Annotated in this window: 28 protein-coding genes, 1 tRNA gene and 1 pseudogene; 19 read left to right on the forward strand and 11 right to left on the reverse strand. The window is 41.7% G+C overall.

The window, feature by feature from the left end; all coding sequences use genetic code 11:
• Positions 1 to 8: 8 nt before the first annotated feature.
• Positions 9 to 1010 (reverse strand): nucleoid-associated protein YejK, encoded by a 1002-nt coding sequence (yejK, locus tag VHA01S_RS02645; RefSeq protein ID WP_023402800.1) that lies wholly within the window; start codon positions 1008 to 1010, stop codon positions 9 to 11.
• Between the two features lie 84 nt (positions 1011 to 1094).
• Here yejK and VHA01S_RS02650 point away from each other — a divergent pair, with 84 nt between their 5' ends.
• From VHA01S_RS02650 to VHA01S_RS02665, 4 genes are all read left to right on the forward strand, one after another.
• Entirely contained in the window at positions 1095 to 1310 is a 216-nt protein-coding gene (locus VHA01S_RS02650) for a YejL family protein (protein ID WP_023402801.1), read from the forward strand.
• A 25-nt stretch (positions 1311 to 1335) separates the two neighbouring features.
• Positions 1336 to 3135 carry a DUF3413 domain-containing protein gene (locus tag VHA01S_RS02655; RefSeq protein ID WP_039970023.1) on the forward strand — a complete coding sequence of 600 codons (1800 nt, stop codon included), beginning with the start codon at positions 1336 to 1338 and terminating at the stop codon, positions 3133 to 3135.
• A gap of 264 nt (positions 3136 to 3399) precedes the next feature.
• Positions 3400 to 3490: transfer RNA gene (locus tag VHA01S_RS02660), tRNA-Ser, on the forward strand.
• A gap of 80 nt (positions 3491 to 3570) precedes the next feature.
• A complete protein-coding gene (locus VHA01S_RS02665) occupies positions 3571 to 4311 on the forward strand; it encodes a site-specific integrase (protein WP_023402803.1) in 741 nt (246 codons plus the stop codon).
• A 35-nt stretch (positions 4312 to 4346) separates the two neighbouring features.
• Here the strand turns inward: VHA01S_RS02665 and VHA01S_RS02670 are convergent, their stop codons facing one another.
• The 3 genes and pseudogenes from VHA01S_RS02670 to VHA01S_RS18525 all read right to left on the reverse strand — a co-directional run.
• Positions 4347 to 5300, reverse strand: a complete 954-nt coding sequence (locus VHA01S_RS02670) for a nucleotidyl transferase AbiEii/AbiGii toxin family protein (protein ID WP_023402804.1) — start codon at positions 5298 to 5300, stop codon at positions 4347 to 4349.
• Position 5301: 1 nt separating this feature from the next.
• A complete protein-coding gene (locus VHA01S_RS02675) occupies positions 5302 to 5706 on the reverse strand; it encodes a DUF6088 family protein (RefSeq protein WP_023402805.1) in 405 nt (134 codons plus the stop codon).
• 195 nt (positions 5707 to 5901) lie between these two features.
• A pseudogene (locus tag VHA01S_RS18525) lies at positions 5902 to 6043 on the reverse strand (integrase); the annotation flags it as partial.
• Here VHA01S_RS18525 and VHA01S_RS18285 point away from each other — a divergent pair.
• The 5 genes from VHA01S_RS18285 to VHA01S_RS18290 all read left to right on the forward strand — a co-directional run bounded on the left by VHA01S_RS18285 (position 6041) and on the right by VHA01S_RS18290 (position 9072).
• Positions 6041 to 6304 (forward strand): site-specific integrase, encoded by a 264-nt coding sequence (locus VHA01S_RS18285; protein WP_156916957.1) that lies wholly within the window; start codon positions 6041 to 6043, stop codon positions 6302 to 6304. The pseudogene VHA01S_RS18525 and the gene VHA01S_RS18285 overlap by 3 nt on opposite strands.
• A 554-nt stretch (positions 6305 to 6858) precedes the next feature.
• The gene (locus VHA01S_RS02680) at positions 6859 to 7554 is read left to right on the forward strand and encodes a hypothetical protein (RefSeq protein ID WP_023402806.1); all 696 of its coding nucleotides are present in this window, start codon (positions 6859 to 6861) and stop codon (positions 7552 to 7554) included.
• A 141-nt stretch (positions 7555 to 7695) separates the two neighbouring features.
• Positions 7696 to 7965 (forward strand): hypothetical protein, encoded by a 270-nt coding sequence (locus VHA01S_RS02685; protein ID WP_023402807.1) that lies wholly within the window; start codon positions 7696 to 7698, stop codon positions 7963 to 7965.
• 47 nt (positions 7966 to 8012) lie between these two features.
• Positions 8013 to 8222: a hypothetical protein gene (locus VHA01S_RS02690; RefSeq protein ID WP_156916958.1), complete on the forward strand. Its 210-nt coding sequence runs from the start codon at positions 8013 to 8015 to the stop codon at positions 8220 to 8222.
• 541 nt (positions 8223 to 8763) lie between these two features.
• A complete protein-coding gene (locus tag VHA01S_RS18290; RefSeq protein ID WP_174375511.1) occupies positions 8764 to 9072 on the forward strand; it encodes a hypothetical protein in 309 nt (102 codons plus the stop codon).
• Positions 9073 to 9086: 14 nt separating this feature from the next.
• Here the strand turns inward: VHA01S_RS18290 and VHA01S_RS02695 are convergent, their stop codons facing one another.
• A complete protein-coding gene (locus tag VHA01S_RS02695; protein WP_023402809.1) occupies positions 9087 to 9584 on the reverse strand; it encodes a hypothetical protein in 498 nt (165 codons plus the stop codon).
• A gap of 124 nt (positions 9585 to 9708) precedes the next feature.
• Here VHA01S_RS02695 and VHA01S_RS02700 point away from each other — a divergent pair, with 124 nt between their 5' ends.
• From VHA01S_RS02700 to VHA01S_RS02725, 6 genes are all read left to right on the forward strand, one after another.
• Positions 9709 to 10680: a LysR family transcriptional regulator gene (locus VHA01S_RS02700; protein WP_023402810.1), complete on the forward strand. Its 972-nt coding sequence runs from the start codon at positions 9709 to 9711 to the stop codon at positions 10678 to 10680.
• A gap of 129 nt (positions 10681 to 10809) precedes the next feature.
• Entirely contained in the window at positions 10810 to 11109 is a 300-nt protein-coding gene (locus VHA01S_RS02705; protein ID WP_039970025.1) for a hypothetical protein, read from the forward strand.
• A 162-nt stretch (positions 11110 to 11271) separates the two neighbouring features.
• Positions 11272 to 12750: an FAD-dependent oxidoreductase gene (locus tag VHA01S_RS02710; RefSeq protein ID WP_023402812.1), complete on the forward strand. Its 1479-nt coding sequence runs from the start codon at positions 11272 to 11274 to the stop codon at positions 12748 to 12750.
• Positions 12751 to 13124: 374 nt separating this feature from the next.
• Positions 13125 to 13433: a helix-turn-helix domain-containing protein gene (locus tag VHA01S_RS02715; protein WP_023402813.1), complete on the forward strand. Its 309-nt coding sequence runs from the start codon at positions 13125 to 13127 to the stop codon at positions 13431 to 13433.
• Positions 13418 to 13735 (forward strand): HipA N-terminal domain-containing protein, encoded by a 318-nt coding sequence (locus VHA01S_RS02720; RefSeq protein WP_023402814.1) that lies wholly within the window; start codon positions 13418 to 13420, stop codon positions 13733 to 13735. Before VHA01S_RS02715 ends, VHA01S_RS02720 begins: the two co-directional genes overlap by 16 nt.
• Positions 13722 to 14771 carry a type II toxin-antitoxin system HipA family toxin gene (locus VHA01S_RS02725; RefSeq protein WP_023402815.1) on the forward strand — a complete coding sequence of 350 codons (1050 nt, stop codon included), beginning with the start codon at positions 13722 to 13724 and terminating at the stop codon, positions 14769 to 14771. The genes VHA01S_RS02720 and VHA01S_RS02725 overlap by 14 nt, the downstream gene beginning before the upstream one ends.
• A 112-nt stretch (positions 14772 to 14883) precedes the next feature.
• Here VHA01S_RS02725 and VHA01S_RS02730 read toward each other — a convergent pair whose 3' ends face one another.
• The 4 genes from VHA01S_RS02730 to VHA01S_RS18750 form a co-directional block, all read right to left on the reverse strand.
• The gene (locus VHA01S_RS02730; RefSeq protein WP_023402816.1) at positions 14884 to 15411 is read right to left on the reverse strand and encodes a hypothetical protein; all 528 of its coding nucleotides are present in this window, start codon (positions 15409 to 15411) and stop codon (positions 14884 to 14886) included.
• A 240-nt stretch (positions 15412 to 15651) separates the two neighbouring features.
• Positions 15652 to 16059, reverse strand: a complete 408-nt coding sequence (locus VHA01S_RS02735; protein ID WP_023402817.1) for a bleomycin resistance protein — start codon at positions 16057 to 16059, stop codon at positions 15652 to 15654.
• Positions 16060 to 16125: 66 nt separating this feature from the next.
• Complete coding sequence (locus VHA01S_RS02740; RefSeq protein WP_023402818.1) at positions 16126 to 16890, reverse strand: LysR substrate-binding domain-containing protein; 765 nt, start codon at positions 16888 to 16890, stop codon at positions 16126 to 16128.
• A 27-nt stretch (positions 16891 to 16917) separates the two neighbouring features.
• Positions 16918 to 17052 carry a LysR family transcriptional regulator gene (locus VHA01S_RS18750; protein WP_306301651.1) on the reverse strand — a complete coding sequence of 45 codons (135 nt, stop codon included), beginning with the start codon at positions 17050 to 17052 and terminating at the stop codon, positions 16918 to 16920.
• A gap of 233 nt (positions 17053 to 17285) precedes the next feature.
• On the opposite strand from VHA01S_RS18750, the gene VHA01S_RS02745 reads away from it, so the two are divergent.
• From VHA01S_RS02745 to VHA01S_RS02755, 3 genes are all read left to right on the forward strand, one after another.
• Entirely contained in the window at positions 17286 to 17831 is a 546-nt protein-coding gene (locus tag VHA01S_RS02745; RefSeq protein WP_023402819.1) for a porin family protein, read from the forward strand.
• 159 nt (positions 17832 to 17990) lie between these two features.
• A complete protein-coding gene (locus VHA01S_RS18735) occupies positions 17991 to 18575 on the forward strand; it encodes a pilus assembly FimT family protein (protein ID WP_023402820.1) in 585 nt (194 codons plus the stop codon).
• A gap of 242 nt (positions 18576 to 18817) precedes the next feature.
• Positions 18818 to 20239 carry an anaerobic C4-dicarboxylate transporter gene (locus VHA01S_RS02755; protein WP_023402821.1) on the forward strand — a complete coding sequence of 474 codons (1422 nt, stop codon included), beginning with the start codon at positions 18818 to 18820 and terminating at the stop codon, positions 20237 to 20239.
• A 263-nt stretch (positions 20240 to 20502) separates the two neighbouring features.
• Here VHA01S_RS02755 and VHA01S_RS02760 read toward each other — a convergent pair whose 3' ends face one another.
• Positions 20503 to 21663: a conjugal transfer protein TraF gene (locus VHA01S_RS02760; RefSeq protein WP_023402822.1), complete on the reverse strand. Its 1161-nt coding sequence runs from the start codon at positions 21661 to 21663 to the stop codon at positions 20503 to 20505.
• 488 nt (positions 21664 to 22151) lie between these two features.
• On the opposite strand from VHA01S_RS02760, the gene VHA01S_RS02765 reads away from it, so the two are divergent.
• Positions 22152 to 22889, forward strand: a complete 738-nt coding sequence (locus tag VHA01S_RS02765) for a sulfite exporter TauE/SafE family protein (RefSeq protein ID WP_023402823.1) — start codon at positions 22152 to 22154, stop codon at positions 22887 to 22889.
• Positions 22890 to 23005: 116 nt separating this feature from the next.
• Here VHA01S_RS02765 and VHA01S_RS02770 read toward each other — a convergent pair whose 3' ends face one another.
• The gene (locus VHA01S_RS02770; protein WP_023402824.1) at positions 23006 to 23863 is read right to left on the reverse strand and encodes a 4Fe-4S dicluster domain-containing protein; all 858 of its coding nucleotides are present in this window, start codon (positions 23861 to 23863) and stop codon (positions 23006 to 23008) included.
• Position 23864: the final 1 nt, after the last annotated feature.

Here is a 23864-nt window from a genome sequence, read left to right on the forward strand (position 1 = left end):
TTGCACAACTAGCCTTTTCGCACCAATTGATCGCGTAAATTGGGTGGTGTGCCCTTAATAGTCAGCGTATCGGTCTCTGCATCATAAAATACGCGCTCTTCAAGCAACATGGCATCAAAGCTAATATTCAAGCCGCCACCGGCGCCAACAAATTTAGTCAATTTGCGCACGGCGGTTCTGTCACCAGGGAAGCTCTCTTCAAGCTGATAGCCTTGCTCTTGAGTAAACTCCACAAAGCTGGTGCCATCGTCACTTTTTGGCAGCTCTTGAGAGAGTTCTTTTACTTCAACGTCATCACCACTTTTGATTTGGTCGTTGCAGTAATCGGCTACTTGCTTGCGATAAGAATTGGCTTCTTCTTTTTCCAGCTTGGCATCGGCAACAAAATCGTCCACCGCCTGCATCAGCACAAGGTTTTGCTGCTTGGTATCTAAGCCTGTTTCAGCTTGCAAGAAATCAAGGAAGAAATCCGCCACTTTGCGCCCTACTCGCCCTTTGATAAAGGTTAAGTAACGATTTGAGTCGCTGTCCGTTTGATAGGTCGATAAATCGATGCGTGCCGCAATATCCATTTTCGAGATATCTAGGTAATCCGTGGCACTGATCTCTAGCCCTTCGGTTACTTTAAGGCTTTCATTTGATGGCACTAAGGCAATGAACAAATAATCGGTCGCTAACGACTGATAACGTGCCAACACTAAAAAGCCTTCTTCAGCAAATGAGTATTTACTGATTTCAGAGATTAAACGCTTGGCGCTATTTTGTGAGAAAGTGTAAAAGTCTTGCTGCTCAGCAAGTGACTCATCCAACCAGACTTTAAATTCGCTCTCTTCAGCAAAGGTGCCGAAGCCCTTTCCCGCCTTGGCATTGAACACTCGGTGCAGTTCTGCGACTAAACTTTCAGTAGAAGCATCGTTCGATAAAGCCGATTCTCGGTAGTTAACCGCAAGCTGTTGCTCAGAATCTTTAACTAATTGATGCAAAATGACATTGGATAATTGTAAACTCATAGGATATTTCTATCTCTTGTGCTTTCAGTTGTTATTGAGAGTAGGTTATCATAAGCCGTTTACACTATCATTAGCAGAGTAACTATGCCTATTACATCAAAATACAGTGACGAGAAAGTTGAAACCATGTTAGCTGAGATTGCTACCGTTTTAGAGAGACACGAGTCTACTCCAGAACTCAGCTTGATGTTGGTTGGTAATATCGCCACAAACGTTCTAAATCAGAACGTGGCGAAGGGACAACGTAAAGTCATTGCTAAAACTTTTGCAGATGCACTGATTGCATCAGTTGATGACTAATAATTAATTACAAGAACGATTATTCATGGTAAATAGCGGTAATTCCTACGCGGAACGGGTATCAAGGCTTGTCAGTTGGGGACATTGGTTCAGTTTTTTCAATGTCATCATCGCAATGCTTATCGGGACGCGTTACATAGCCGAATCTCCTTGGCCAGAGACTTTTCTTGGTCAGCTTTACCTCGCCTCTTCATGGGTGGGGCATTTCGGCTTTTTAGTATTTGGCTTGTATATCCTATGCCTTTTCCCTCTCACCTTTGTTGTCCCTAACTTTAAACTGTTTAGGGTCTTAGGTGTACTGGCAAGTACCATAGGTCTCACCGTATTACTATTAGATACCCAAGCGTATCAAGAGCTCAACTTACACCTTAACCCTATTGTTTGGGAGTTACTGTTAAGCGACGACAAAAACGCCATAAATGCCAAGTGGCAGACGTTATTCGTTCTTGTTCCTATTATTTTCTTCGTCCAACTCGCTCTTGCCGAGTGGGTTTGGCGCAAGCAAAGAAAACTGTCGCACAAGCGTATCGGTCGCCCGATTGCCGCTGTTTTCTTTATTGGATTTATTTTTAGCCATCTGATCTATATCTGGGCAGATGCCACTTTCTATAATCCAATCACCAATCAAAGAGCTAACTTCCCTCTCTCTTATCCTATGACGGCGAAAACCTTCTTGGAGCGTCAAGGGTGGTTTGATAGAGCTGAATACCAGCAACGTATTGAGCGTGGTGATGCCAACAGTGAAGTGCTGGCCTATCCACTAGAAGTATTGCAAATCAACAAAAACAAAAGTAAAAACTATAACTTACTGGTGGTTATGGTTGAAAACTTGCGTGCTGATAGCATGACTCCTGATGCCATGCCAACCTTGCATGAATTTGCTGAGCAAAACCAAAACTTTAGCCAACACCTAAGTTCTGGTAACGATAACAGCGCAGCATTTGGCTTGTTTTATGGCATCCCTGCCACCTACTCTGCAAGCGTTCGTCATTTTGAAACTGAGCCTCTGTTTATACAACAGTTAATGTACCGTAATTACGATCTAGGCTTATTTAGTGGCAATGACTTCTCTGCCAGCATCTACAATGACACTATTTTTCATAATAGAGATGAAGGCCAAACCGATGTAGAAAGCAAATCGGACCGTGGAGCCGTTAAAAGTTGGCAGCAGTGGCTCACAAACGAAACCAATAAAAGTTGGTTTAGCGTGGTTCACCTAATGCAGATGCAGCAATTTGAAGACCATGTGGACAACATCTCTAATAAAGATGCCAAATCGGTTCTGCAAAAAGCCTACGTCACATCGACCAGTAAAATAGACCAGTCTATTTCACAAATTCTCGATACCTTAAAAGAACAGCAATTGTTGGATAACACAGTCGTTGTCATCACCTCAGATCACGGTTGGGAGTTCAACGAAACCAAGACCAACAGCTGGGGCGCGAACAGCAACTACAGTAAATACCAGTTGCAAGTCCCTATGGTAATCCATTGGCCGAATAAACCCGCACATGAGTACACGCACGTAACCAGTCACTTCGATTTATCAGTGACCTTAATGCAAGACTTACTCGGCGTTACCTCGAACCCTGTCGACTTTAGCAGCGGTAAGAACTTATTTGACCCAAGCAAACGCCGCTGGACAATGGCAGGTGACGCCCGCGAGTTCGCTTTGATTTCCAGCAACGAAATCACAGTGCTAGACCGCTACGGAAACTACAAAGTGTACAACCACGACTATCGCCGTGAACGTGACGCCAAACCAAAACTTTCTGTGATTATGCAAGGCTTATCAGAAACCAAACGTTTCTATGCTCAAGATTAATCCTGTAAAGGTGTAAGCAGGTTGCAAACCTAACAACGCTACTATTTAAAAGAGAGTATTTAAAAGAGAGCTTCGGCTCTCTTTTTTGTTGTCGTTACATAAGTTTAAGCCTACAAAGAACAGCGAAATATCCCCAGAAATGCCCCAGATCACATCAAATACGACCCACCCCAAATTAAATAACTAAATATGCTTAAAAACCAAGCAAACGAACAACTTAGTACTTTACAACCTTTCTCAAGCTTTATAATATTAGCGCCACACGGAGAGATGGCTGAGTGGTCGAAAGCACCGGTCTTGAAAACCGGCAACCGTTAATAGCGGTTCTAGGGTTCAAATCCCTATCTCTCCGCCACATTTAACGCCCTGATTTATCAGGGATTTTTCCGTTTCTGAGTCCCTGAAAACGCTCTGGTGAGTCAATCAGGTGAGTCAATGTATCTATATAAAAGTCGTCATTACGTCTATTTCGTCCGCGTTTGTACCCCCAAAGCACTTGTACAGCAAGGCTATCCGTTCGACTTTAAATTCAGTCTAAAAACCAAATCTCGTCCTATTGCCATCAGGCGAAGTGCGCCCATTATTTCTCAAATTCTAAAATCCCTAGATAATGTGGATATATCTAGGGATTCACCTAAAGAAACCAAACAAGCAATACTGAGCCCTGTAGACTCACTCCGAAATTCATTTAACGACTCTGGGGTTGAGCTTCACTCTTTTTCATCTCAAGCAGATACAAAGCAACAAACCGTCAAATCAATTAAACGAAACTTTGCTCAAGGGTATCGTTGGCAAGAAGAATTCATCACGTCGAAACAAAAAGCGCGGATCACACACCTAACCGTCCATCAGTTAAACAAACGAACCCTTTATTTCCTTGATTACTTCAAAAATAAAAAAATCAGTATTACTCAGATCACCGCTTCGGATTTGATGGAGTTTGGGAGCAACCTACAGTCATGGGATAAAAGCGCCAAAACCAAGAAGGACTTTTGGGGGGCAGCAAAACAATTTTTGAAATGGCTCACTCTAAAACAACACTTTCCTCGAAACCCTTTTGAGGGGTTAACTGTTACGTTTAAATCTGAGAAATTTGCATCTGAACAAAGAGAAAAATGGTCTAGTAAACAGATTAAAAACCTACTCTCCCATACGGCTTTGTTGATCTCATCTTGATTGATGAATGCGGCATGAAATGATACTCAAATAGATTATATTGTTTTAATTAGCGATTCTGCTACGTGTTTGAAAGAGACAAAGCAGGTATCAAAATCATGAGGCTCAGTGTTAAACACCATAGGGGTAACAAAGTCTTGAAAGCGTTGTCGAAAAACTGGGTTTTCTTCAAGCTCTTTCAGCCCGAGCTGTAGCTCTTGTTTAGGATGGGAGACGAACTCTGCATGCTGATTACCAAAACGCTCAACATCTTCTTCCAACACCGTTTTAAATAACGGTGTTAGTGTTTTCAGAACGAGGTGATCAGTCAGTTCCTCAGCCTTCAAAATGCAGTAAACATCATAGATATGTCGTACTAACGTGGCGTCATCCTTACGCTGTGCATTTCGCTTAACTGACATGGTACGGCGCAACATTGAAATCACTTTTTCAACCAAGGTTGCATGGGTCGAGACGCAATCAAACACCTCCACTTCTTGTGGTTGTTTATATAACTCCGAAACCAATGATTGAATGCTGCGAGCTTCTACATCAAGTAATGGGATAGTCTCCATCAATTCCAGCTTAATAATGGGGCGAAGACATGGTGCTTGACTAAACTGCTGAGGGTACCTGAGTTCAAGTTCAACATAGCGATACTCATCACGAACTATTCGCGACTCAACGGTGAAACGCTCTGATCGAGTGATCACTTGCTCAACCTCTTTAATGCATACCTTACGAGCCGCTTTCTTTTTGGCGCGACTTAACTCATCAAACGCTGGTTTCGGTATCAGTTTAATGTCTACGTCTTCTGACATTCTAAGAATTTTAACATTGGACTTTGCTAGAGCAGTCCCGCCAGAAAAGACCATTTGATGAGAATTAGGCTTCATTTCAGCTAGATCAGACAGTAGCGCAACGACCCAGTAATCTTTTTCAATAATGGCTGGGTTTCCGAGTTCAAGTGCATCGGAAGCCTCAAGAAATTGTTGTTTTAATTTTTCCATATTAACTCGGCGAGTTTAATACCCGGTTACCGACAGCCAATTTGCGATTAAACTGTTTGGGGTTCCATGAGTATTGAACAGAGGATGGGATTTGGGTACTTTCTCCTGATAAGCTTTGCAAAGATAGGCTGTCCATTTCAAAATCGACACCTTTCATCTTTAATATCTCACGCATCAGGGCATCACTTCCGCCTGGGTTCGTGGGCATCGGTCTTCCGGTTAGGCTGTTAATGCGGGCTTTGGTGTACAGTCCATAACCAAGTTTTATTAACTCGCCTTGCTTAACCAGTTGCCTTAATGCACGACCGATTTGATCGTAGCTAGCAAAACCATCAAAGTCTTTACGCTCAAAAACATAGCGTCTGGAGCGCTTTATCTTTTGAAAAACACGATCAACTGCTGTCATTTGAACCTCCTAACTTTCATAAGTGTTGCTAGTATAACGCAACCTTATTATGACAGGAAGAAATACGGCATACTCAAATAATAAAATACGGCAATACAAAAAGTAATGAATACCATAAAACATTGTTTTATAGGTATTTATGTTAATACAGTTAAAAATGACCTCTATATAAAAAATACGACAAGATAACTGTAACTCTATCCCCTCAGAGATGTTCAGAGCGTCCTATTTCTACGCTTAGATAATGAATGGTATTATCCAACTTCCCATGGCCAAACAATAATTGCACAGCCCGAATGTTTTGGATCAGTGTCGCCTTGGTGCGGCGCATGGAATGCCACTGCCACTTCGCATTACAAGAAACAATCAGAGCGGTTTAAAATGGATCACCTTCTTGATGATCTTTTATGGATGCCGACCTTCTGAGGTATACCAGTTGAACGTAAGAGACATCAATCTGGACTCCGAACAGCCAACAATCAAATTTACCAACCTAGGAAGCAGTCAGAGGCTTAATGCTACGGGATATAGGGCTGGTGAGCGAGCAACCGCTTACTCTTTTCGTCATACTTTTATCGATATGTTGAAGAACATGTAGTGGCGCAGATCGTTGGACATAAACACTAATCAATGACTTTTGGTTGATACGACAAAGCACTCCAATATAAACATCTAGTCGAGGCAATAACGAAGTTCGAGCTTGGTGATCTTGCGCTCATATAGTCACCCTCCTTGAACAAACATTCTAAATATTTACACTTTTCTAGCGATAAAGATGAACAATAACAGCGAGCAAGAGAAGTACCGCTTAGCTTCCTAATACATCATTATGCTTCGCTGGAGCCAATAATGAAGGAGCTTGAATCCCGTTGTATAAAAATGGCTTGTTTTATCTAGAGTCCAGTCTCATTTTGTCAGTAGAATATTTAGTAAGTTATTGTTAAGCATAGGATTAGCACTATTCACCTCTAAGATAATGAGTATTGTTAAAAAGTGATAACACGCAAGCTCATTTTTACGTAAATGCAGAGTGCGAAAGGTGATATATATACATTATATTTCATTGGGTTATGGTACCTTTAATGAAAATTAAGCAAACAGAAAAACGAGCAGGCCTGTTATTAACAATGTTAAAAGTATTGAGGAAGTTTCGTGGCTGATTACATAAATAAAAACATTCTTAGTCAGGCGTATATTCATGTTGAACCATCGGGAATTGAAACTAAAGAACAGCTTGAAGCGTTCAAAGAAAGCATAAGAGCTTTTGCGTTAAGTCGTACAGAGTTTTTTTTATCCGAAGGGCTTGATATAAATATTGAGTTTGAAGAAGGGTCGATTAAAACACGAGTAACTGTTATCGGTACATTAATGCTTCTACTACAAGGCATTAGCTCATACAAAGATTTTAGAGAAGGTCTTCAACTGCTCTATTCGGATTCAAAGTGGTTGTCAGATGCAATCATATCGGAGTCTTTGTATCAAACCAAAGCGAAACACCATGATGTCATTCGGGTTGAAGCTAGGACTGGAATAATTGGCTCTGTTCATAAGGTATTGAATCAGCTAGAAAGAATTAAAAGTGGCGCAAACGGCGCGATGCTTGCTTCCGACATTGTTGAAAAAGTTGATGATGTTCAAGATGAACTATCAAGATTAATGGACAACATCTGTGACTTAAATGACCGCAACTTAGTCGCTAAAGAGTGCAAATATTTGGTTCAAGAATTACCAGAGATACCAGTACCTCCGAAAGATAAAACCAATAGCAATCATGCTATCAACAAATATCGACGCAAAAAGTCTACACTCAGCTCCTTTATAGATATTCATATGATTGTCGAAGAGTAAGGTGAAAGCATACTGTTAACAAACTGCTTAAAGGGACAAAAACGCTCGGCATTATCGCTTTCAAGCGAAATTTTACGCCAAACGTTTTTGCCATTTAGCAGGACGTTAGGCACCAAAGTAATTTAACGTACGAAGATTGATATGAATTCAGAAGAATACCTAAAACAATTAGTTGAAAAGAGAAAAGCTTTGAGAAGTGAGCTAGCAAAAGAATCAGATAGAGGTTGTGCATTGTATGCGACATCATATATTGATTCTGCACTGTCTGATCTTTTGTACTGTGCTCTTGCTACGGACAAAAAAATCGAGAAAGAGTTGTTTGACGGTACTGCGCCACTTTCAACATTCTCTGCAAGAATAAATATGGCGTATTATTTGGGCAAAATATCAAAAGCTGAAAAACTGACTTGAACGTCATAAAAAAGATTCGAAATCAGTTCGCTCATGTCGCAACTCCTATGGATTTCAATTCAGAAAAAATACCAGATCAGTGTAAGGGGCTATCTCTGTCTTATCATGAATCAACGATATCTCCGAGAGAGCATTTCACTGCCGCTATTCTTGGTCTGCTAGGGCGCATCAACGCAGAAACTTTAAAATGCGAAGCACCTGAAATTAAGGTTGATAATACGCCGTCCAAAGATGATAAAGAGCAGTTTCGAGCCTAAATACATACAGCAATTAATGAGTTGTTTGTAAACGGTGCCTAACAAACCTGTTTAAGAGTGCTTCGCGATGCATGGCATTTTTACTATACATTTTGCTCTATTCTGCGAAGTTGTAGTTAACTCGACGATGAAAGAATCGGATTGTCTTCATACCACACCTTCTTAAGGGCTCGAAGAATCTAGAGAGTCAAGAGAGGCTTCTCTTGCCCGCAGCTCATATTGCATCTTTTTCGGAGAAAAAGTGCAATATGAGCTGCGGGTTACCATTGTTTTGCGACAAGGCAAGCTTATCGCAAGTATCAATGTGGATCGGTTGTAAATGACTACTAAATTTTTTGGCAAATCCGCAAAAAATGACCTTTAATATGTACTTGACAAATACACTACTTTGATTTTTGAAATCAGTCGTAAACAATTGTAATTACAGTGCTTTTTAAGAGTGACCTTTGGGTTCAAACTCCTATCTCTCCACCACATTTAAAGCCCTGATTTATCAGGGGCTTTTCCGTTTCTGAGTCCCTGAAAACGCTCTGGTGAGTCAATGTATCTATATAAAAGTCGTCATTACGTCTATTTCGTCCGCGTTTGTACCCCCAAAGCACTTGTACAGCAAGGCTATCCGTTCGACTTTAAATTCAGTCTAAAAACCAAATCTCGTCCTATTGCCATCAGGCGAAGTGCGCCCATTATTTCTCAAATTCTAAAATCCCTAGATAATGTGGATATATCTAGGGATTCACCTAAAGAAACCAAACAAGCAATACTGAGCTCTGTAGACTCACTCCGAAATTCATTTAACGACTCTGGGGTTGAGCTTCACTCTTTTTCATCACAACCGGTCACTCACTGAGCAACTATCAATCTTTATGAATTAAACATGATCGGAAAATCGCAATCTTTTGGAAGCAGTGAATGAGTAATGGCTGAACCTTGGAGCACGGTTAAAGAATTACCCTCAGCAGAGCAGATTCTAATAAAATCTTCCACATAGTGACCCTGCATACACTCGGCGTAGTGTTTTTTAAGCCCGTCGATGTTCTTATATATTTCGTGGATCACATATACGATTCGATCTGTAGTGTCATTATTTTTAGGATCTAAAGGATGTTTTAGTTCTTTATGCTTTGCAATCGTATATGAAATCAAACCCCAAGGACCATGTGTGGTTTTTAGCCATTGTTTGTGCCTATCCCACATATTATCGGTTTCAACCTCCATTGCACTTATGACAGTTAATACAGTACAAACCGCTATGTTTCCTTCGTAACCTTCAGGATTAGATGGCAAAATACTTTTTTCATGCGCATTGCTTGCAGTACCTACAGTGGAAGTAAATTCGTTCTTTGGTGTTACTGATTCCATAATTGATCTCACTCTTTATGCCGTTGTGTATCGATAATAATACGGATACTATTGATGCTTAAATAGACATAGAATGGCACTATTATAGTGCCAAATTGGCATCGTAGATTTTGAGAGGAATAAAATGGATATCACAAGTCGACTACTCTTATTTCTTGATGTTGCAGAGCAAGGTTCTTACGGAAAAGCTGCCGAACTTCGTAATATTGATCGCTCAGTGGTTTCAAAGCAGCCCTCAAAGCTTGAAAAAGAACTTGAAGTCAGATTATTAAATCGTTCGCCTAGAACACTTTCGCTGACTGTTGCTGGTGTGGAAGTAAAACGAAGAGCTGAAGTATTACGTGACAGTTTAAGAAATACCATTCAGGTCGCGCAAAATTATCATACGGAGCCCAAAGGGCTCATAAAAATAACAGCTATCACCTCATTAGCTAAAAATATACTGCAACCTGTGATTGCAGAATTTCAAGAACGCTACCCTGAAGTGATTATTGAGCTTCACACAAACAACCGCATTGTCGATGTTATTGGAGAAGGCTTTGATATTGCTTTTAGAGCAGGCCAACTTCAAGATTCGTCAATGGTTGCTCGCCACTTAGCTAGAAACCGCTCGGTATTAGTTGCTTCACCTGATTTTCTGAGTAAATACGGTGAACCCCAATCTATTGAAGATTTAGAACGATTACCTGCAGGGGGATTTGCAACAGAAACTTTTCGGGTCACTCAAATAAAATATATTGATAATCAAAAGCATATACAAACAATACCAATGAATTGTATTTATTTTGGAAGTGATATTGATTTTGTTGTTCAAATGGCACTAGCAGGTCGACTTTACTGTAAGATCCCTTCGGTTCATATCCAAGATGAAGTATTGTCAGGTAAATTGGTTCCCATAATGACTGATATCAAGTTGGCCTCTTATAGCTCGTTCTACGCAGTCTACCCACATCGTGAAATGCCAATGCGTACACGCTTGTTCCTTGATGCAGTGAAAGAACATATTGGTGAAGGAACGCCATGTTGGGAGTCAAATATCCCCGAGTTTGAAAAAATGTACGGTAACAACACCAGAAGTGAATGGGAACTACCGTAAGTTGCGAAAGTTGTTGGTTGAGCGAACCACAACATGACTATTTATAAAGTTGTTAACTGAAAAGAAAACGGGGTCAGGTCTTGTTTTTTGCATAGGAGAGATCTTAAAAGCAATATGGTCACCTTTAGAATGCAGAGCAACTATAAGATCAGTGATGTGCGCACTATTGCGGGAGCGCTAAAAGGAGGCTCAGATTATGCGCTGATCGACTGGTTTAATCTCGATCAGCCGATCTCTGAAACAAGGCTAGTGCCTCTGCTGACGGATCATAAGCTTTCCGCTATGGATACAGGCATCTGCTACGCTATCTATCCGCACCGAAAACAGGCCTTACTTATCAGCGAATTTATTCAGTATACGCAGCATCATATTGGCTCTCCTGTAATCAGGGAAAGCCATATTCCAAATGATAAAGACTTGTATCTATAGAGATCGCGCCCAAAGTCTGCGACTACATAGAGATGTTTACCATGTAACGCCCTGACATGGTTCCAATAAACGGCTATCGCCTGTAGAGTATGCACAGTTTGATCAACAGCTAATTGGTTAAAAGCAAATTAGTATGTATTAGGAATAAAGGATAAATAGTTCGTGGCTGAACAAGTGCAAACTTCGCTCCGTGTTGCGGTTATTGGTGGTGGGATCGCTGGCTCTACGACTGCGCTACATCTTGCTGAACAGCGTATAGACGTCACTTTGATTGAGCAAAGTGATGGCTTAGTTAATGGTCCACCCATTTGTCATCTTCATGCTGGTGGTAATCTTTATCGAGAGATCTCTCAACAGCAATGTACAGCGTTACTTAAGCAGTCGATTGAGACAGTGCGTCTTTTCCCGTATGCCGTGAACGCACGACCTACGGTTATTGCAACGCCACTTACTGATAGTAATGAGCCAGATGCCCTACTGCCTCGCCTTTCTGTTATCAAACAAAGCTATCAATCCTTGGTCTCACAAGACCCTCTAAATGCCGTATTAGGCGAGCCGGACCAGTATTACTCGCAATACAGCCGTGAACAATTAGAGGCGCTTCGTGACCACAAGCAACCCAACAATCCATCGAGTCATGACGACTGGATGATTCCCTTTGCTCAATTCGTTGACCTAGATAAGCTCAAGTATCCAGTTGTGGTTGTTCAAGAATTTGGCCTGAGCGTTTTTCGTCTTGCAGCCAGTGTCACCCTCACTCTAGAGCATCATCCTCATGCTCATTTGAAGATGGGATGTCGCTTGGAAGAGGCGCGCTATGAAAATAACCAATGGCATTTAACCTACCAGCCAAAACAGGGTGAGAAGCAACACATCGTTGTGGATTATCTGGTGAATGCCACAGGGTATAAAACGGGCACTATAGATGACCTGACCAAGCAGTCACAAAAGCGATTCGTGGAGTTTAAGTCTGCATTCATAACGCACTGGGAAAGCAGTGGCATACACTGGCCTGAGGTGATTTTCCATGGTGAGAGAGGCACACCTCAAGGCATGGCGCAGCTAACCCCGTATAGTAATGGTTACTTTCAAGTCCACGGTATGACCGAATCTATCACCTTGTTTGACAAGGGCTTGGTAGCAAGTGAAGAACCAAGCTCACAACCTCGATTGCCATCAGAGCTTGAGGCCAAAATCACTCATGGATGGCCTGAAATGGCGATTCAACAGCGCACCCAAAATGCCATTGGACATATGAGTCAGCATATCCCCACATTTTCAAAGGCAACCGTAGGCGGAAAACCTCTTTTTGGTGCTCAGCAAATTCCAGGTGAAGATCCAAGTCTGCGCGTCGCTGATGTCTCATTCACCCAAAACAACTATGCACGGATTGAGCTGGTAAAGGCCTCATCAGCCTATCAGGCAGCACGTAAGATTAAGCAACAGTTGCAAGATTTAAGTAGTGCTGAACAAACTTTAACGGCACCTGAGATGAGTTCTGGAATCACTATCGAGCAGGCCCATCCATACTTATCAGCTTTATCCTTAGAGAAGATAGAGCTGCGAGCTAAAGCATTGGCGAGAGACAGAGGCTACCCAGAAGCCCTAGCAATTCAAACCGGAACGGCTTCCGATAGTTGATAGTTTGGTTGGTGAGTTATTTAGAGGCCTGTTGCGACCTGAGTTGAGAGAGTGCGGATCGTTAGGTGATCGCGCTGAGAAGTTTTGGGGAAATCGAATTACAAATCAAAACACATTCTGATTTTTCAGACTGCCTTGGGTAATTCAGCAGACATAAAGGTGGCTAAATTCACTATGCCACTACAAACCGAATTTATTGAACCAAAAAGAACGGCATCGGTTTGAAAATCATCACTATTCATATATGGAACAACAAAACAGAATAGCAACCAAAAGTATCATAAAGAAACATTCATCGCTTTACTTTGGTGATATATGGTACTAAAGTGCATATTAATGGTATTTACTTTCAAATATGACACATCAGGTAAAATATGAATCCCAAACTCTTCCAACTTCGTAAAGAACTACAGCACATATCAGCTAATATGGAAGAAATACTCTCTGATATAGAAGATGCATCAAATTCACCTGTTCCCTCCTATTCAATATTTGATAAAAAACTACTTATCAATGATTTACGAGAGAGAAGGAAAGGCATTTCTTATGAAGATCTAGAATTACAGACAGATATATCTCGTTCTACATTGATGAGGATAATGAAAGATCCAGCAAATACTTCACTAGAGAATTTTTTAGTTGTCGCGAACGAATTAGGGATGAAAATTTGGATCGAAAAGTAAAAGTGCTACTTTACGGTGAGTTTTGTGGTGTTTTAACTCAGAGTGCAACTGGTTATGTGTTCGAGTATGACAAAAACTATCGAGGTCAATCTCTATCGCTTAGCTTACCAGTGAGTACACGCCGATTTGAAACTGAACAACTACATCCGTATTTTCAGAGTCTGGCACCTGAAGGCTGGCTTAAGAGAAGTTTCTCTGAACAACAGAAAATTGATGAGCGTGACATATTGGGTATGTTAATCGCCAATGGTTATGATCTGCTTGGAGCTGTTCAATTAATGAGGCTGGATGATGTATCCTAGTGATAGAAGCTTAATAAGTCTTGCACTACTTGATAGCAATACTCGCTATCAAGATGAATATTTACGATCAGAAGTAAAAGAACTATTAGGTTCTAGTCGAAACAAGATGCAACTTCCCTTTACTCGTGAAGACTTTTTAATCGAAGGTCCAATAAAACAGAAAGGCATGAGTATATCGGGCTATCAACCGAAGTTATCGTTAGCACTTGATGCAGATGGTTTGTTAAACATGGTTGAGCATCAAGCGCAATTTATCCTTAAACCTTCGCCACAAAATTTCCCAAATCTCGCGGCTAATGAGCACGCTACCATGCTCGCTATGAAGCAATTAGGCTTTGATCTGCCACCATTTGGTTTGGTGCGCTTTAAAAGTGAATTATCTGACGGTGAAGTTGCATTTTTAATTCGTCGTTACGATCGTCGACTATTTGATAAAGAAGTGATTCATCAAGAACAACTTGATGGTGCTATGGGAGTAGCAGAAAAATACGGCAAGATTAAAAATGATGACGAAGGCTATATTAGCTACGAACAAGCTTGTCTGTTTATGATTAGAAATATAGATTCAAGCCTTGCGTTTAAGCGTGAGCTTTTCAACCGTGTTTTAGCGGCCTATTTTCTAGGTAATAACGATCTACATCTTCGTAATTTCGGCTTGTTACACCCTCTAGGCCAAAAGGCTACGCTCGCACCAGTGTATGATTATGTTTCAGTTGCGCCTTACAAAGGTTATATCGCAAATGAAAACAGCTTAGCGCTACCGTTACTGGCTGAGGAAGAAGGCAACAACAATGCGTCAAGTGGCCAACATTCTCACTGCACTTATACCGGTTATGATTTTTTGAATTTTGGTGAAAAGATTGGATTGAGCCGAAAGTTGGCTCAGAAGTTGATAACGACTTTGTTAAAGCAAAAGAATAAAATCAAATGTATCTATCAAGATAGCCTTATGCCGAAAGCAGATGTAGATAAAGTTTTGGAATGGATTGATAGTCGCGAACGTTATTTGCAAGTAAATCAACATGTTGATATTTGACGACTCCCATTTCAGATAGAGATTTTGTGCGACGCCTCTTTGATAAGAGGAGTCGCTGCTCTAGAAAACTGGACGAGTAACTATCTAAAGTGCATTTTCATTTGCATCGACGCTACCACGTAAAACCGACAGTCACAGTCGCCACACTTTCATCATATTCACCAAAACGGTCTTCAAGTTTATCGGCTTCCCATCGATGCTCTGCCACTTCAACGTCTAGGTAAAACATTTTCCATGTTGAATGTACGCCTGCGCCGTATCTGACCGTTCCGCTAGCCAGTAGATCTTTGGCGGCTTGCTCGTCGATAATTTGCAGCTCGTAGCCTATTAGTGCGTACGGTTTGATGGTGAAATCTTGGCCTAAGTGAAACTTCCAACCGGCTTCAAGTTCAGTACCGACAAAGTAACCGTCATCACTGTTATATTGTGGCGTATCTTGCTCGATAACAGAGTCACCTTTACCTCCATATAGAGAACCACCAAATATCTCACCATTGTATCCGAGCTCAACAATTGCGGTATCACCTTGAACGTTACTGCCATGCGAGGTGCCGCCACCAACGTACCAATCGGTATTGGCCAATACGCTGGTTGAAGTAAGTAATGCTAGAACAGATACAATGTTAGAGATTGTTTTCATTTGATCTTTCCTCATACAGATTCTTTGCAAAATCAGAGCTTAGGGTCTTGTTGTTGAGCACAAGATACCTATGCCATACCCTGCAATCAAAGATCGAATATGCATACCTGTTATGTGTTCAGGTAATTTGATATGAGTTCAGAAGTAAAGAATTTAGGGGATATGAATAAGGTAAACAGCAATAGTACAAAATGCCTTTATGCTCCTGCATTGTTTCATCGATAACCATAATGAAAAGCTTTAATCCACATCCTGACAAAATCGAAATAAATAACCGTCAGGTGTTTGAACAATAAACTGTTTTTGCGTGATCACAGCATGGCCACATTGATATTCCTTTGACTCCATAGCCAAATAGATTGAATCCGCGGCCCTTGCTCTAACGTTGCCATACAGTGCCTCTATATCAGTCACATCCCACTGAAAGTTTATGCCTCGTCCTAGTGGAAAATCTAAACGGCCCGAAGTCCATTTGCGGCTATTTCCTTTGAGACCTTCTAGCATCAAATCAACACCCTCACAGGTAAGGTAGGCAAAGTCTTCTTCAGGACGCTCGTACTTCACCGAGAAGCCTAATACGTCGATAAAATAAGATTTACTGATGCTCATATCGAAGCAATACAATTCTGGTACAACTCGTAGTGTCATAATCGCCTTATTCGCTATCGCTGATGTCTGCGTAAATTAAAACAAGCAGGCCTATGTTCCTCATCCCTACTCCATACGCTCTTGTTCAATAACCAGCCTCACTTGTCGCTCAAGCCACGAAATCAATGCTGAATTCGTGTACTTGGTATGAAAATAACAAAACACCGTAAAAGACATTTGCTCTCCGTTTACTATAGGGGTAAGCGCTTTTAGATTTGGGAAGCGTTTTAGAGGGAACAAATCGGAGTGCGGCATAAAGAAGTCGGTATGTTCTATTACATCGACCACTGCCATCACGAACTCAGAGCGAAAACCTATCGTTGGTGTTAACCCTTGTTCTTTCATTACATCTGCGGCCAGTGTTTTATTGTCATTCCACCCCGCAGTATGAATGGATGCTATCGCAAATGGCTCTAGCGCTTTTGGCGTTACTTCGCTGTGAGTTAGGGGATGATCTTTTCTGACGATAACCCGGCTATTAAGCTCTACTAAGGCTCTGGCGCTGACGCTTTGGATTAGCTTTTGCTCCATACTGATGCCAAATAAAATCTCGCCGCTACGGATATCATTTAATGTTTCTTTGTTCCACCCGATGAGCTCTATGGTGGCATTGGGAGCAACCAGTTTTAGATGTTGAAATAGCGCGCCAGATAAAGAGGTCAACACAATTGGCGCTACTGCTATTTTTAATGCGCCGCTTAGCTCTGCTGCGGCAAACTCGGTTTTTTCATTTAATACTGTAGCTAAGCCATCTAAAAATGGCGCTATCTTTTGCGCCAAATCGACCGCAAATGGAGTGGCGGTTAGGCCTTGCGGGGCTTTGACAAACAACTCATCTTGAAAATGAAACCTTAACTTTTACAGAGCCTGGCTAATGGCGGGCTGGGAAACAAACAGTCGCTCCGATGCTTTACGCATATTGAGCTCTTGGCTCAATACTAAAAATGTTTTGAGCAGATTAAGATCCAGCGTATTAAAACGATCTTTTGCCATTAGTTTTCCCTCTCAATGGACAGTGTGCGATGTCATCCCTCTCTCATTTCACAGTAAGTCATTTCTATTTTTACAACAAGGCAGTTCGAGTAATTCTATATACTAATAAGCTGCAACTATCAGCTACATTAGCACTGCTAATTAGCCTAATAACGGGAATAAAAACACAATAGCGCAGCAAAGCAAGGAGCTATTGAGAAGAAAGGATTGGTTTTCCCCAGTTAAGGCTAAGCATGAAAAATTTAATCACTACTGTTACCACCGTTATTGCATTCTCATTACTATCGACCGCTGTTCAGGCGAACATGTCTGAGCCAGCTCATCGTGTTGGCGTGGGTTACAACAGTACTAACACCTCGGAATGGTTAACAAAATCCGACAAATGGGGGGATGGCATTCGACTAGAATACGGTTATGAGCTTAACGAGATACTTGGCATTAACCTTTCTTACTCACAAAACAAAGACACCTTTTTACTTGCTGAACACACCACAGATCTTGACGGCTACAATATTAAAATCGACACCGATATTGGCTATAAAATCCATATGAATGGCTTTGCCATTAAGCCTTACGGAATTTTAGGGCTAGCTCGACAATCTGAAACTCGAACGCTAAACAGTACGAAATATCGCTTCAATGAAATTAGTTTTGTGACTGGCGCAGGCCTCAGAGCAGATCTCAATCAGCACCTGTACTCGGACTTTCGATTTGATTTCTCGCGCTACGATGATAACGAATATTACACAGTCTCTTGGACACTTGGTTACCTGTTTTAATCGCCCCGTCGCACCTATGATCCAACACAATGCTACGACCAAAGCCACTGCTTATGCAGTGGCTTTACTATTTTTCCTACACTGAAAATTAGAGTCACAATAAAATGTATTGATATGTTAATATGCACGTAGATTGGTAACAAATCCTAAGGATGGGACGTGCGAAATCAACCGTGGCCAAAACAACAGCAACGAAAGCAACAGCAAGGATTTACCTTAATAGAGCTAATAGTGGCACTTGTCATTGTTGCAACACTGGCGGTAGTGGCTGCTCCGCGCTTTCTTAACTTCTCAAACAATGCCTTTGAAGCCAGTATCAAAGGGGTTGAAGCCGCTCTAGCATCCTCACTTTCTTTTGCCGATGCAAAAATTGCCATCGACAATGCAGACACCTCCATTGACTACCAAGGTCAAACCATTTCACTGACCGGTGGAATGCCGGCCGCCAGCGCAGGAACACTGCGTGCACTGCTTAATATTGAAGTTCCCCCTTCATGGACGCGCAATTGGCAAACCGTTCCTTGTAGTGAACCTGAATTTTGCATTTTAGGAAATATGTTTCCCGGCAAGAATGGTTATGTTGCGGTGCCAGATTATCCTCTGACGCAAAATGGCGGACAAGATCGTGCCTCTTATATTTGGCCAAGAGGCTATGTGCTGAAATCCAATGGTTGCTACGCGTTTTATATTAATGAAGCAACTAAAGGCGTTTATTATTCTGGTTCCATTGTCGAAGGTTGTTAAGCTTGGAGGTTGAGCGGTTAAACTCTGGCGACTAGTAATACCTAACCATGATTACCACCGATTAAAACCCCGCAAAACAAGCTACAAACCAATTACACTAAGACCCCACAAATGCAACAAGGTGACTAACCTCCGATATTTGCAAATCTGTCCTGTTGTGCAATTTATTTCCTATACAGATCATAAAAAGTACATAGCAACAAACGTACTATGAGGACAGTCATTAGCATAAAGGAGTGGTTATGTTTTATGTGCACATGTTGTTACTTTTAGCCGTTATATTTGTCGGAATCCGCTATGGCGGTATTGCGTTTGGCTTGCTTGGCGGATTAGGCGTTTCTGTTCTCAGTTTTGTATTTGGTATTGCGCCGGGTCAACCGCCTATCGGGGTCATGCTGATCATCCTTGCTGTAGTTGCCGCATCCGCCACACTTGAAGCCACTGGCGGCCTCAAATTATTGGTTAAATATGCTGAGATCCTGCTAAGGAAACACCCTTCAAAAGTGGTTTTTTTAGGGCCGTTATGTACCTATTTCTTAACGGTATTGGTCGGCACAGGTCACTCCGTCTACCCTCTATTACCAGTAATATACGATGTCAGTATAAAGCGTGGTATTCGCCCCGAAAGACCGATGGCTATCTCAACCGTCGCCTCTCAAATGGGTATTACTGCTAGCCCTATTGCGGCGGCAGCGGCGGTAGTTATGGCAACAGCGGCAAGTAATAATCTGGATATTACCTTAGGTCAGGTATTGCTAGTCACTATTCCTGCAACGCTTACAGGCGTTCTTTTAGCCGCCACTTGGAGCCTTAAACGCGGTAAAGATCTTAGCGAAGACCCTGAGTTTTTAGAGCGTTGTAAAGATCCTCAATTTAAAGCGCAACTTATCGATACCAGTGAAACAAGCACCCACACAAAAGGGGCACACGAAGACAAACAAGCAAAACGAGGCTTAACCGTATTCTTGCTTGGTATCCTCACTGTAATTTGTATTGCGATGTTTGGTAAAGATATTGGCTTGCTACCAAAAGGGGTCAGCACCTCGACTGCGCTCCAATTTTTGATGTTGTCAGTAGGCGCTATCATTTTGCTTACCACCAATGTTGACCCGAAAAAAATCGTAAAAACTAACGTCTTTATCGCAGGAATGAGTGCGGTCATCATCATCTTTGGTATTGCCTGGATGAGTGACACCATCATTGCGCACAATAAACCATATATCATTGGTTTGGTTGAAGATATCGTGCAAACACATCCGTGGACCTTTGCCATTGCGATGTATGCATCATCTGTGTTTTTGAAGAGTCAAGCGGCCGTGCTCACCATCATGTTGCCGCTTGGCTTTGCGTTAGGGATCCCAGCTGAAGTGCTTATTGGCGTGCTACCCGCTTGTTACGCTTACTATTTTTTCCCATTTTACCCATCCGATCTGGCGGCCATCACCTTTGATCGCTCTGGGACAACTCAGATAGGTAAATACATACTCAACCATAGCTTCTTAATTCCAGGCTTCATTGGTGTGATTAGTGCAACTGCTATCGGCTATGCATTATCCACCGGCATTTTGCCTCTATGGTTGTGGGCGATAGTAGTCGGTGGGCTTACCTTTGCGGTAAACAGTTATATGAATCGTCTTAGTTCAAAGACATTGGAGTTAGCGTAGTAGCGATGCTTTAACAAAAACGCACTTAATTAGTGCGAGGTACCCCAACACTGATCCCCCGTAAAAAGAAAACCCGAGAACTGAACAAGTTCTCGGGTTTTTTATGCACCACTAATAATGCGGGGGCAGAATGCGGGGTCAGGTCTTGAAATTTGCATCGAGGCACAAAAGCGATTACCGGCAGCACATTGATGACTGTTAATCGATAGACATAAGTCAAATGTATCCCTGATAACCTTCGCTTCTACGGAATGACTCTTATATTACAGCGTCAGCGACAAATTCAGACCAATACCCGCCTGAGTTTCATCCGCATAAGAGCCTGCAATATCAATATGTACAACATCGAATGGACTTAGACCAATACCGGCGGTAATACTGTCTTTAAAGTTTCCTTCTAGATCATGCTCATAACCTACGCGAAGCTGAGCCCAGTTAAATAGATTCCCTTCTACGCCAGCACGTACAAACTGAGTATCATCGGTGGTAATGTGTTTAAACCTTGTTTGCTTATTCAAATCACCATCAACCGCAACTGTGAAATACTCAAGTTGGTAAGCCACACCCATCGCAATGTTTGAGTCAACTTGATAGATGTGTGAAGTGCCCGATATTGGCGCGGTTTCAATCTCATTGCTGATCAAGTTCTTAGCGCTAAGACCGACAGACAACGCATGCCATTGATATAAAAAGCCTAGATCTAAATTAAACACGTTCTCTGTGTTCTTTGAATCATCGTAATCGCTCAATTCAAAATCATCTAAGCTGCTTTTGGAATAGTAGCTTTGTAACTGTTGAAACTTTGGTGAAACACCAACCGAAACACGATGCTCGCCAAACGAAAATTGCTTTGCCAATGTCACGCCAATATCCATAACGCCCACGCCAATCACTGATGCTTCGGCGCTACGATACGCTTGCTCGATGGTAGCCCAATCTGAGCTATTAATTGGTTCCGCATCCACCATAGAAACCACATTCACGTAGTTTTGACTAAACAAAGCCACAGATACCGCCTCAAAAGGAATCGCCACCGCAATCCCAACACTTGCTTCTGCAAACACTGGTGCATTTTCAGCAACGGCATTAAAAGTATCGGCGAACTTGTCGATATCATCTTGGTTACTGTTTTCGTTCAAGTTATCTACGTTATCTTGCAAGTCGTTGATATCAGACAAAGTGTCATCTTGATCCAAGGCTCTCACGCCAATAGAAGGAAGCAAAATACCAAAGCGATCGCTTTCTTTACTATTTGCCAGTAAAGCTGGGTTAATAAAACTCGCCGATAAATAGTTGCCAGAGGCCACTCCTGTGCCACCCATAGCGGTTGTACGCCCATCTGCATAATAATTGCTGGCATGCGCTAGGTTAGAAATGGCAAAAAGTGCACCGAGCCCTACGCCAACTTTAGTTATGTATTTCATTGATATCCCTATAATTATTTTGTCTATGTTTGATTTTTCGAATGTCGCTCAAAATACTATTGTTTCAACTTTAAATGCTAATTGATTCATATGATGAATATCAAAGTTGTGATGAATCTACCAGCAATGCAACAAAAAACGATTTCAACCATATGAAAGTTTTCTTTCATTCAAACTCATCGAATGCAAAGTAGATCAAGCATTGAGGCGTGTTGAATATGTAAACCGCCTGCAAAATTCAAGACCTGACCCCGCACTTTCCCGTTGGTGAAACGGGGGTTTTCATGTGTGAAAGGATGTTTTTGGTTTTTATGACTTGGGTTCGCTTTATATTTTTGGGGTTCTATTAATATAAGACCTGGTTTATTTAATTTCCCTTCTATATAAATTCAAAGTTCTTCATCAACGTCGTGATGCATATATTAAATAGATTATTATGACGTCTTTGATTAGCTCATTTATTCTCTGCTTATTATTGAGATATTATTATGATTGACGACTACTACTTTTATTTGACTGCTATTCCAGCGGTTCTGGTCTACGGCATTGGCAAAGGAGGATTTGGTGGCGGATTGGGGGTGATCGCCGTGCCTCTTATCGCTCTGACTATTCCTCCCTTTCAGGCGGCTTCCATTTTGTTGCCTATTTTGTGTGTCATGGATATCTTTGCCGTAAAACATCATCACAGAAACTGTGACTACAAAGAGCTGAAGATGATTTTCCCGTATGCATTTATTGGTATTTTGATTGGCTCGGTGATCATGGGAGTGGTATCGGATAAAGTAGTAGAAATCAGTATTGGTGCAGTGTCACTGCTATTTTGCGTGCAATATTACTTAGTGGGTCCTGCCAAAAGTTCCGGTAAAATCTCTTGCGGTATCTGGAGTACCTTATCAGGGATTTCTAGCACTATGATTCATGCCGGTGGCGGTCCAATTAGCATTTATTTGCTGCCTAAAAACCTGAATAAGATGGTGTTAGTGGGCACTATGGCGGTGTTATTTGCCATTATGAACCTGATTAAGCTGATTCCTTACGCTTACTTTGGTCAATTTGACTCACAAAACCTGCTGACTTCACTGGTGCTTCTTCCTCTTGCGCCAATTGGCGTGAAGCTTGGCGTATTCTTATTAAATATTGCTTCGCAGCAACAAGTGTATCGTATTTGTTATTTCCTACTGCTTCTTTCTGGTGCTAAATTATTACATTCTGGCTTAATGGGATAAGCCTGTTTTTTATATTTAAGTTAATTTTAGTCATTAACTATTCACCCAAAGAAAAACCCCAAAGGCTAATTTAGCATTTGGGGTTTTATTTATTGGTTCACTGCTTGTCTATATTGTTACTCTAAGACAAGAACACCTAAGTTAATACTGTCTTCTAGCACCAGTGACGTTTCATACTGGCCTTTCGGATGAGAGACCTTAATCGTGTACGGTTCAGGGCTTTCAGTTAAGTCATCAAACTTAAAGTCACCGAAGTAATCGGTATTGAGATCGGCAATCTTGTTACCGTTTTGGCTTAGACTCACAATCGCAGACTCTACACAATCAGACACTCCATCAACGGTCATAATGACCGAACCTGCGATGTGCTGCTTATTAAAACGATGTAGGTTTTTATACCAAATTCTAGGGCGCGTGCCGTGCTCTGGATGAAGCACTTGCAAGTTATCACGCTTGGCGGTTTCTTCCATTTCTTGGTCACTGGTTTTCACTGACTGCAATGCACCTGTTGCACAAGACTGCACACAACGTGGCTCTTTCCAGCCGTTATCTAGTAAGTGCGCATCAAAGAACCATTTTTGCGGTAGCGATAACTCTTCGTTCCACCAAATGTGCCCGTAAGGACAGGTTTTCACTAAGCGCTCTTGCCCTTTCGCTTTGATAGGATCGATGATCACAATCCCGTCATCACGTTGATAAATCTCACCATTTTTGGCCGCTTTCACACATGGCGCATCTTTACACTGGTTACACATTGTCGGCAGGTAAGCAACGTCAACTAATGAGCCACTGCCTCTTTCTCTGCGTTTAATATCAATCCAGCGATGTCCATGGCGAGGCTGTTCTTCGGTGTAACCTGGGAAGCTGTTACCGCAATATTCGTCTTTGTCAGCCATGAAACAGTTGTTACAGTTTTCGCAGCGCTCTACGTCTACGATCAGGTTCCAAGTTTGGATTACTTGTTGATTTTCCATA

It is taken from the genome of Vibrio halioticoli NBRC 102217, assembly GCF_000496695.1.
GTDB classification, from domain to species: domain Bacteria; phylum Pseudomonadota; class Gammaproteobacteria; order Enterobacterales; family Vibrionaceae; genus Vibrio; species Vibrio halioticoli.

Bases quoted from the DNA above. Each gene is read 5' to 3' on its own strand.
- yejK (WP_023402800.1), bottom strand. From the start codon at position 1,010: ATGAGTTTACAATTATCCAATGTCATTTTGCATCAATTAGTTAAAGAT.
- VHA01S_RS02650 (WP_023402801.1), top strand. From the start codon at position 1,095: ATGCCTATTACATCAAAATACAGTGACGAGAAAGTTGAAACCATGTTA.
- VHA01S_RS02655 (WP_039970023.1), top strand. From the start codon at position 1,336: ATGGTAAATAGCGGTAATTCCTACGCGGAACGGGTATCAAGGCTTGTC.
- VHA01S_RS02665 (WP_023402803.1), top strand. From the start codon at position 3,571: ATGTATCTATATAAAAGTCGTCATTACGTCTATTTCGTCCGCGTTTGT.
- VHA01S_RS02670 (WP_023402804.1), bottom strand. From the start codon at position 5,300: ATGGAAAAATTAAAACAACAATTTCTTGAGGCTTCCGATGCACTTGAA.
- VHA01S_RS02675 (WP_023402805.1), bottom strand. From the start codon at position 5,706: ATGACAGCAGTTGATCGTGTTTTTCAAAAGATAAAGCGCTCCAGACGC.
- VHA01S_RS18285 (WP_156916957.1), top strand. From the start codon at position 6,041: ATGCCACTGCCACTTCGCATTACAAGAAACAATCAGAGCGGTTTAAAA.
- VHA01S_RS02685 (WP_023402807.1), top strand. From the start codon at position 7,696: ATGAATTCAGAAGAATACCTAAAACAATTAGTTGAAAAGAGAAAAGCT.
- VHA01S_RS02690 (WP_156916958.1), top strand. From the start codon at position 8,013: ATGGATTTCAATTCAGAAAAAATACCAGATCAGTGTAAGGGGCTATCT.
- VHA01S_RS18290 (WP_174375511.1), top strand. From the start codon at position 8,764: ATGTATCTATATAAAAGTCGTCATTACGTCTATTTCGTCCGCGTTTGT.
- VHA01S_RS02695 (WP_023402809.1), bottom strand. From the start codon at position 9,584: ATGGAATCAGTAACACCAAAGAACGAATTTACTTCCACTGTAGGTACT.
- VHA01S_RS02700 (WP_023402810.1), top strand. From the start codon at position 9,709: ATGGATATCACAAGTCGACTACTCTTATTTCTTGATGTTGCAGAGCAA.
- VHA01S_RS02705 (WP_039970025.1), top strand. From the start codon at position 10,810: ATGCAGAGCAACTATAAGATCAGTGATGTGCGCACTATTGCGGGAGCG.
- VHA01S_RS02715 (WP_023402813.1), top strand. From the start codon at position 13,125: ATGAATCCCAAACTCTTCCAACTTCGTAAAGAACTACAGCACATATCA.
- VHA01S_RS02725 (WP_023402815.1), top strand. From the start codon at position 13,722: ATGATGTATCCTAGTGATAGAAGCTTAATAAGTCTTGCACTACTTGAT.
- VHA01S_RS02730 (WP_023402816.1), bottom strand. From the start codon at position 15,411: ATGAAAACAATCTCTAACATTGTATCTGTTCTAGCATTACTTACTTCA.
- VHA01S_RS02735 (WP_023402817.1), bottom strand. From the start codon at position 16,059: ATGACACTACGAGTTGTACCAGAATTGTATTGCTTCGATATGAGCATC.
- VHA01S_RS18750 (WP_306301651.1), bottom strand. From the start codon at position 17,052: ATGGCAAAAGATCGTTTTAATACGCTGGATCTTAATCTGCTCAAAACA.
- VHA01S_RS02745 (WP_023402819.1), top strand. From the start codon at position 17,286: ATGAAAAATTTAATCACTACTGTTACCACCGTTATTGCATTCTCATTA.
- VHA01S_RS02755 (WP_023402821.1), top strand. From the start codon at position 18,818: ATGTTTTATGTGCACATGTTGTTACTTTTAGCCGTTATATTTGTCGGA.
- VHA01S_RS02760 (WP_023402822.1), bottom strand. From the start codon at position 21,663: ATGAAATACATAACTAAAGTTGGCGTAGGGCTCGGTGCACTTTTTGCC.
- VHA01S_RS02765 (WP_023402823.1), top strand. From the start codon at position 22,152: ATGATTGACGACTACTACTTTTATTTGACTGCTATTCCAGCGGTTCTG.
- VHA01S_RS02770 (WP_023402824.1), bottom strand. From the start codon at position 23,863: ATGGAAAATCAACAAGTAATCCAAACTTGGAACCTGATCGTAGACGTA.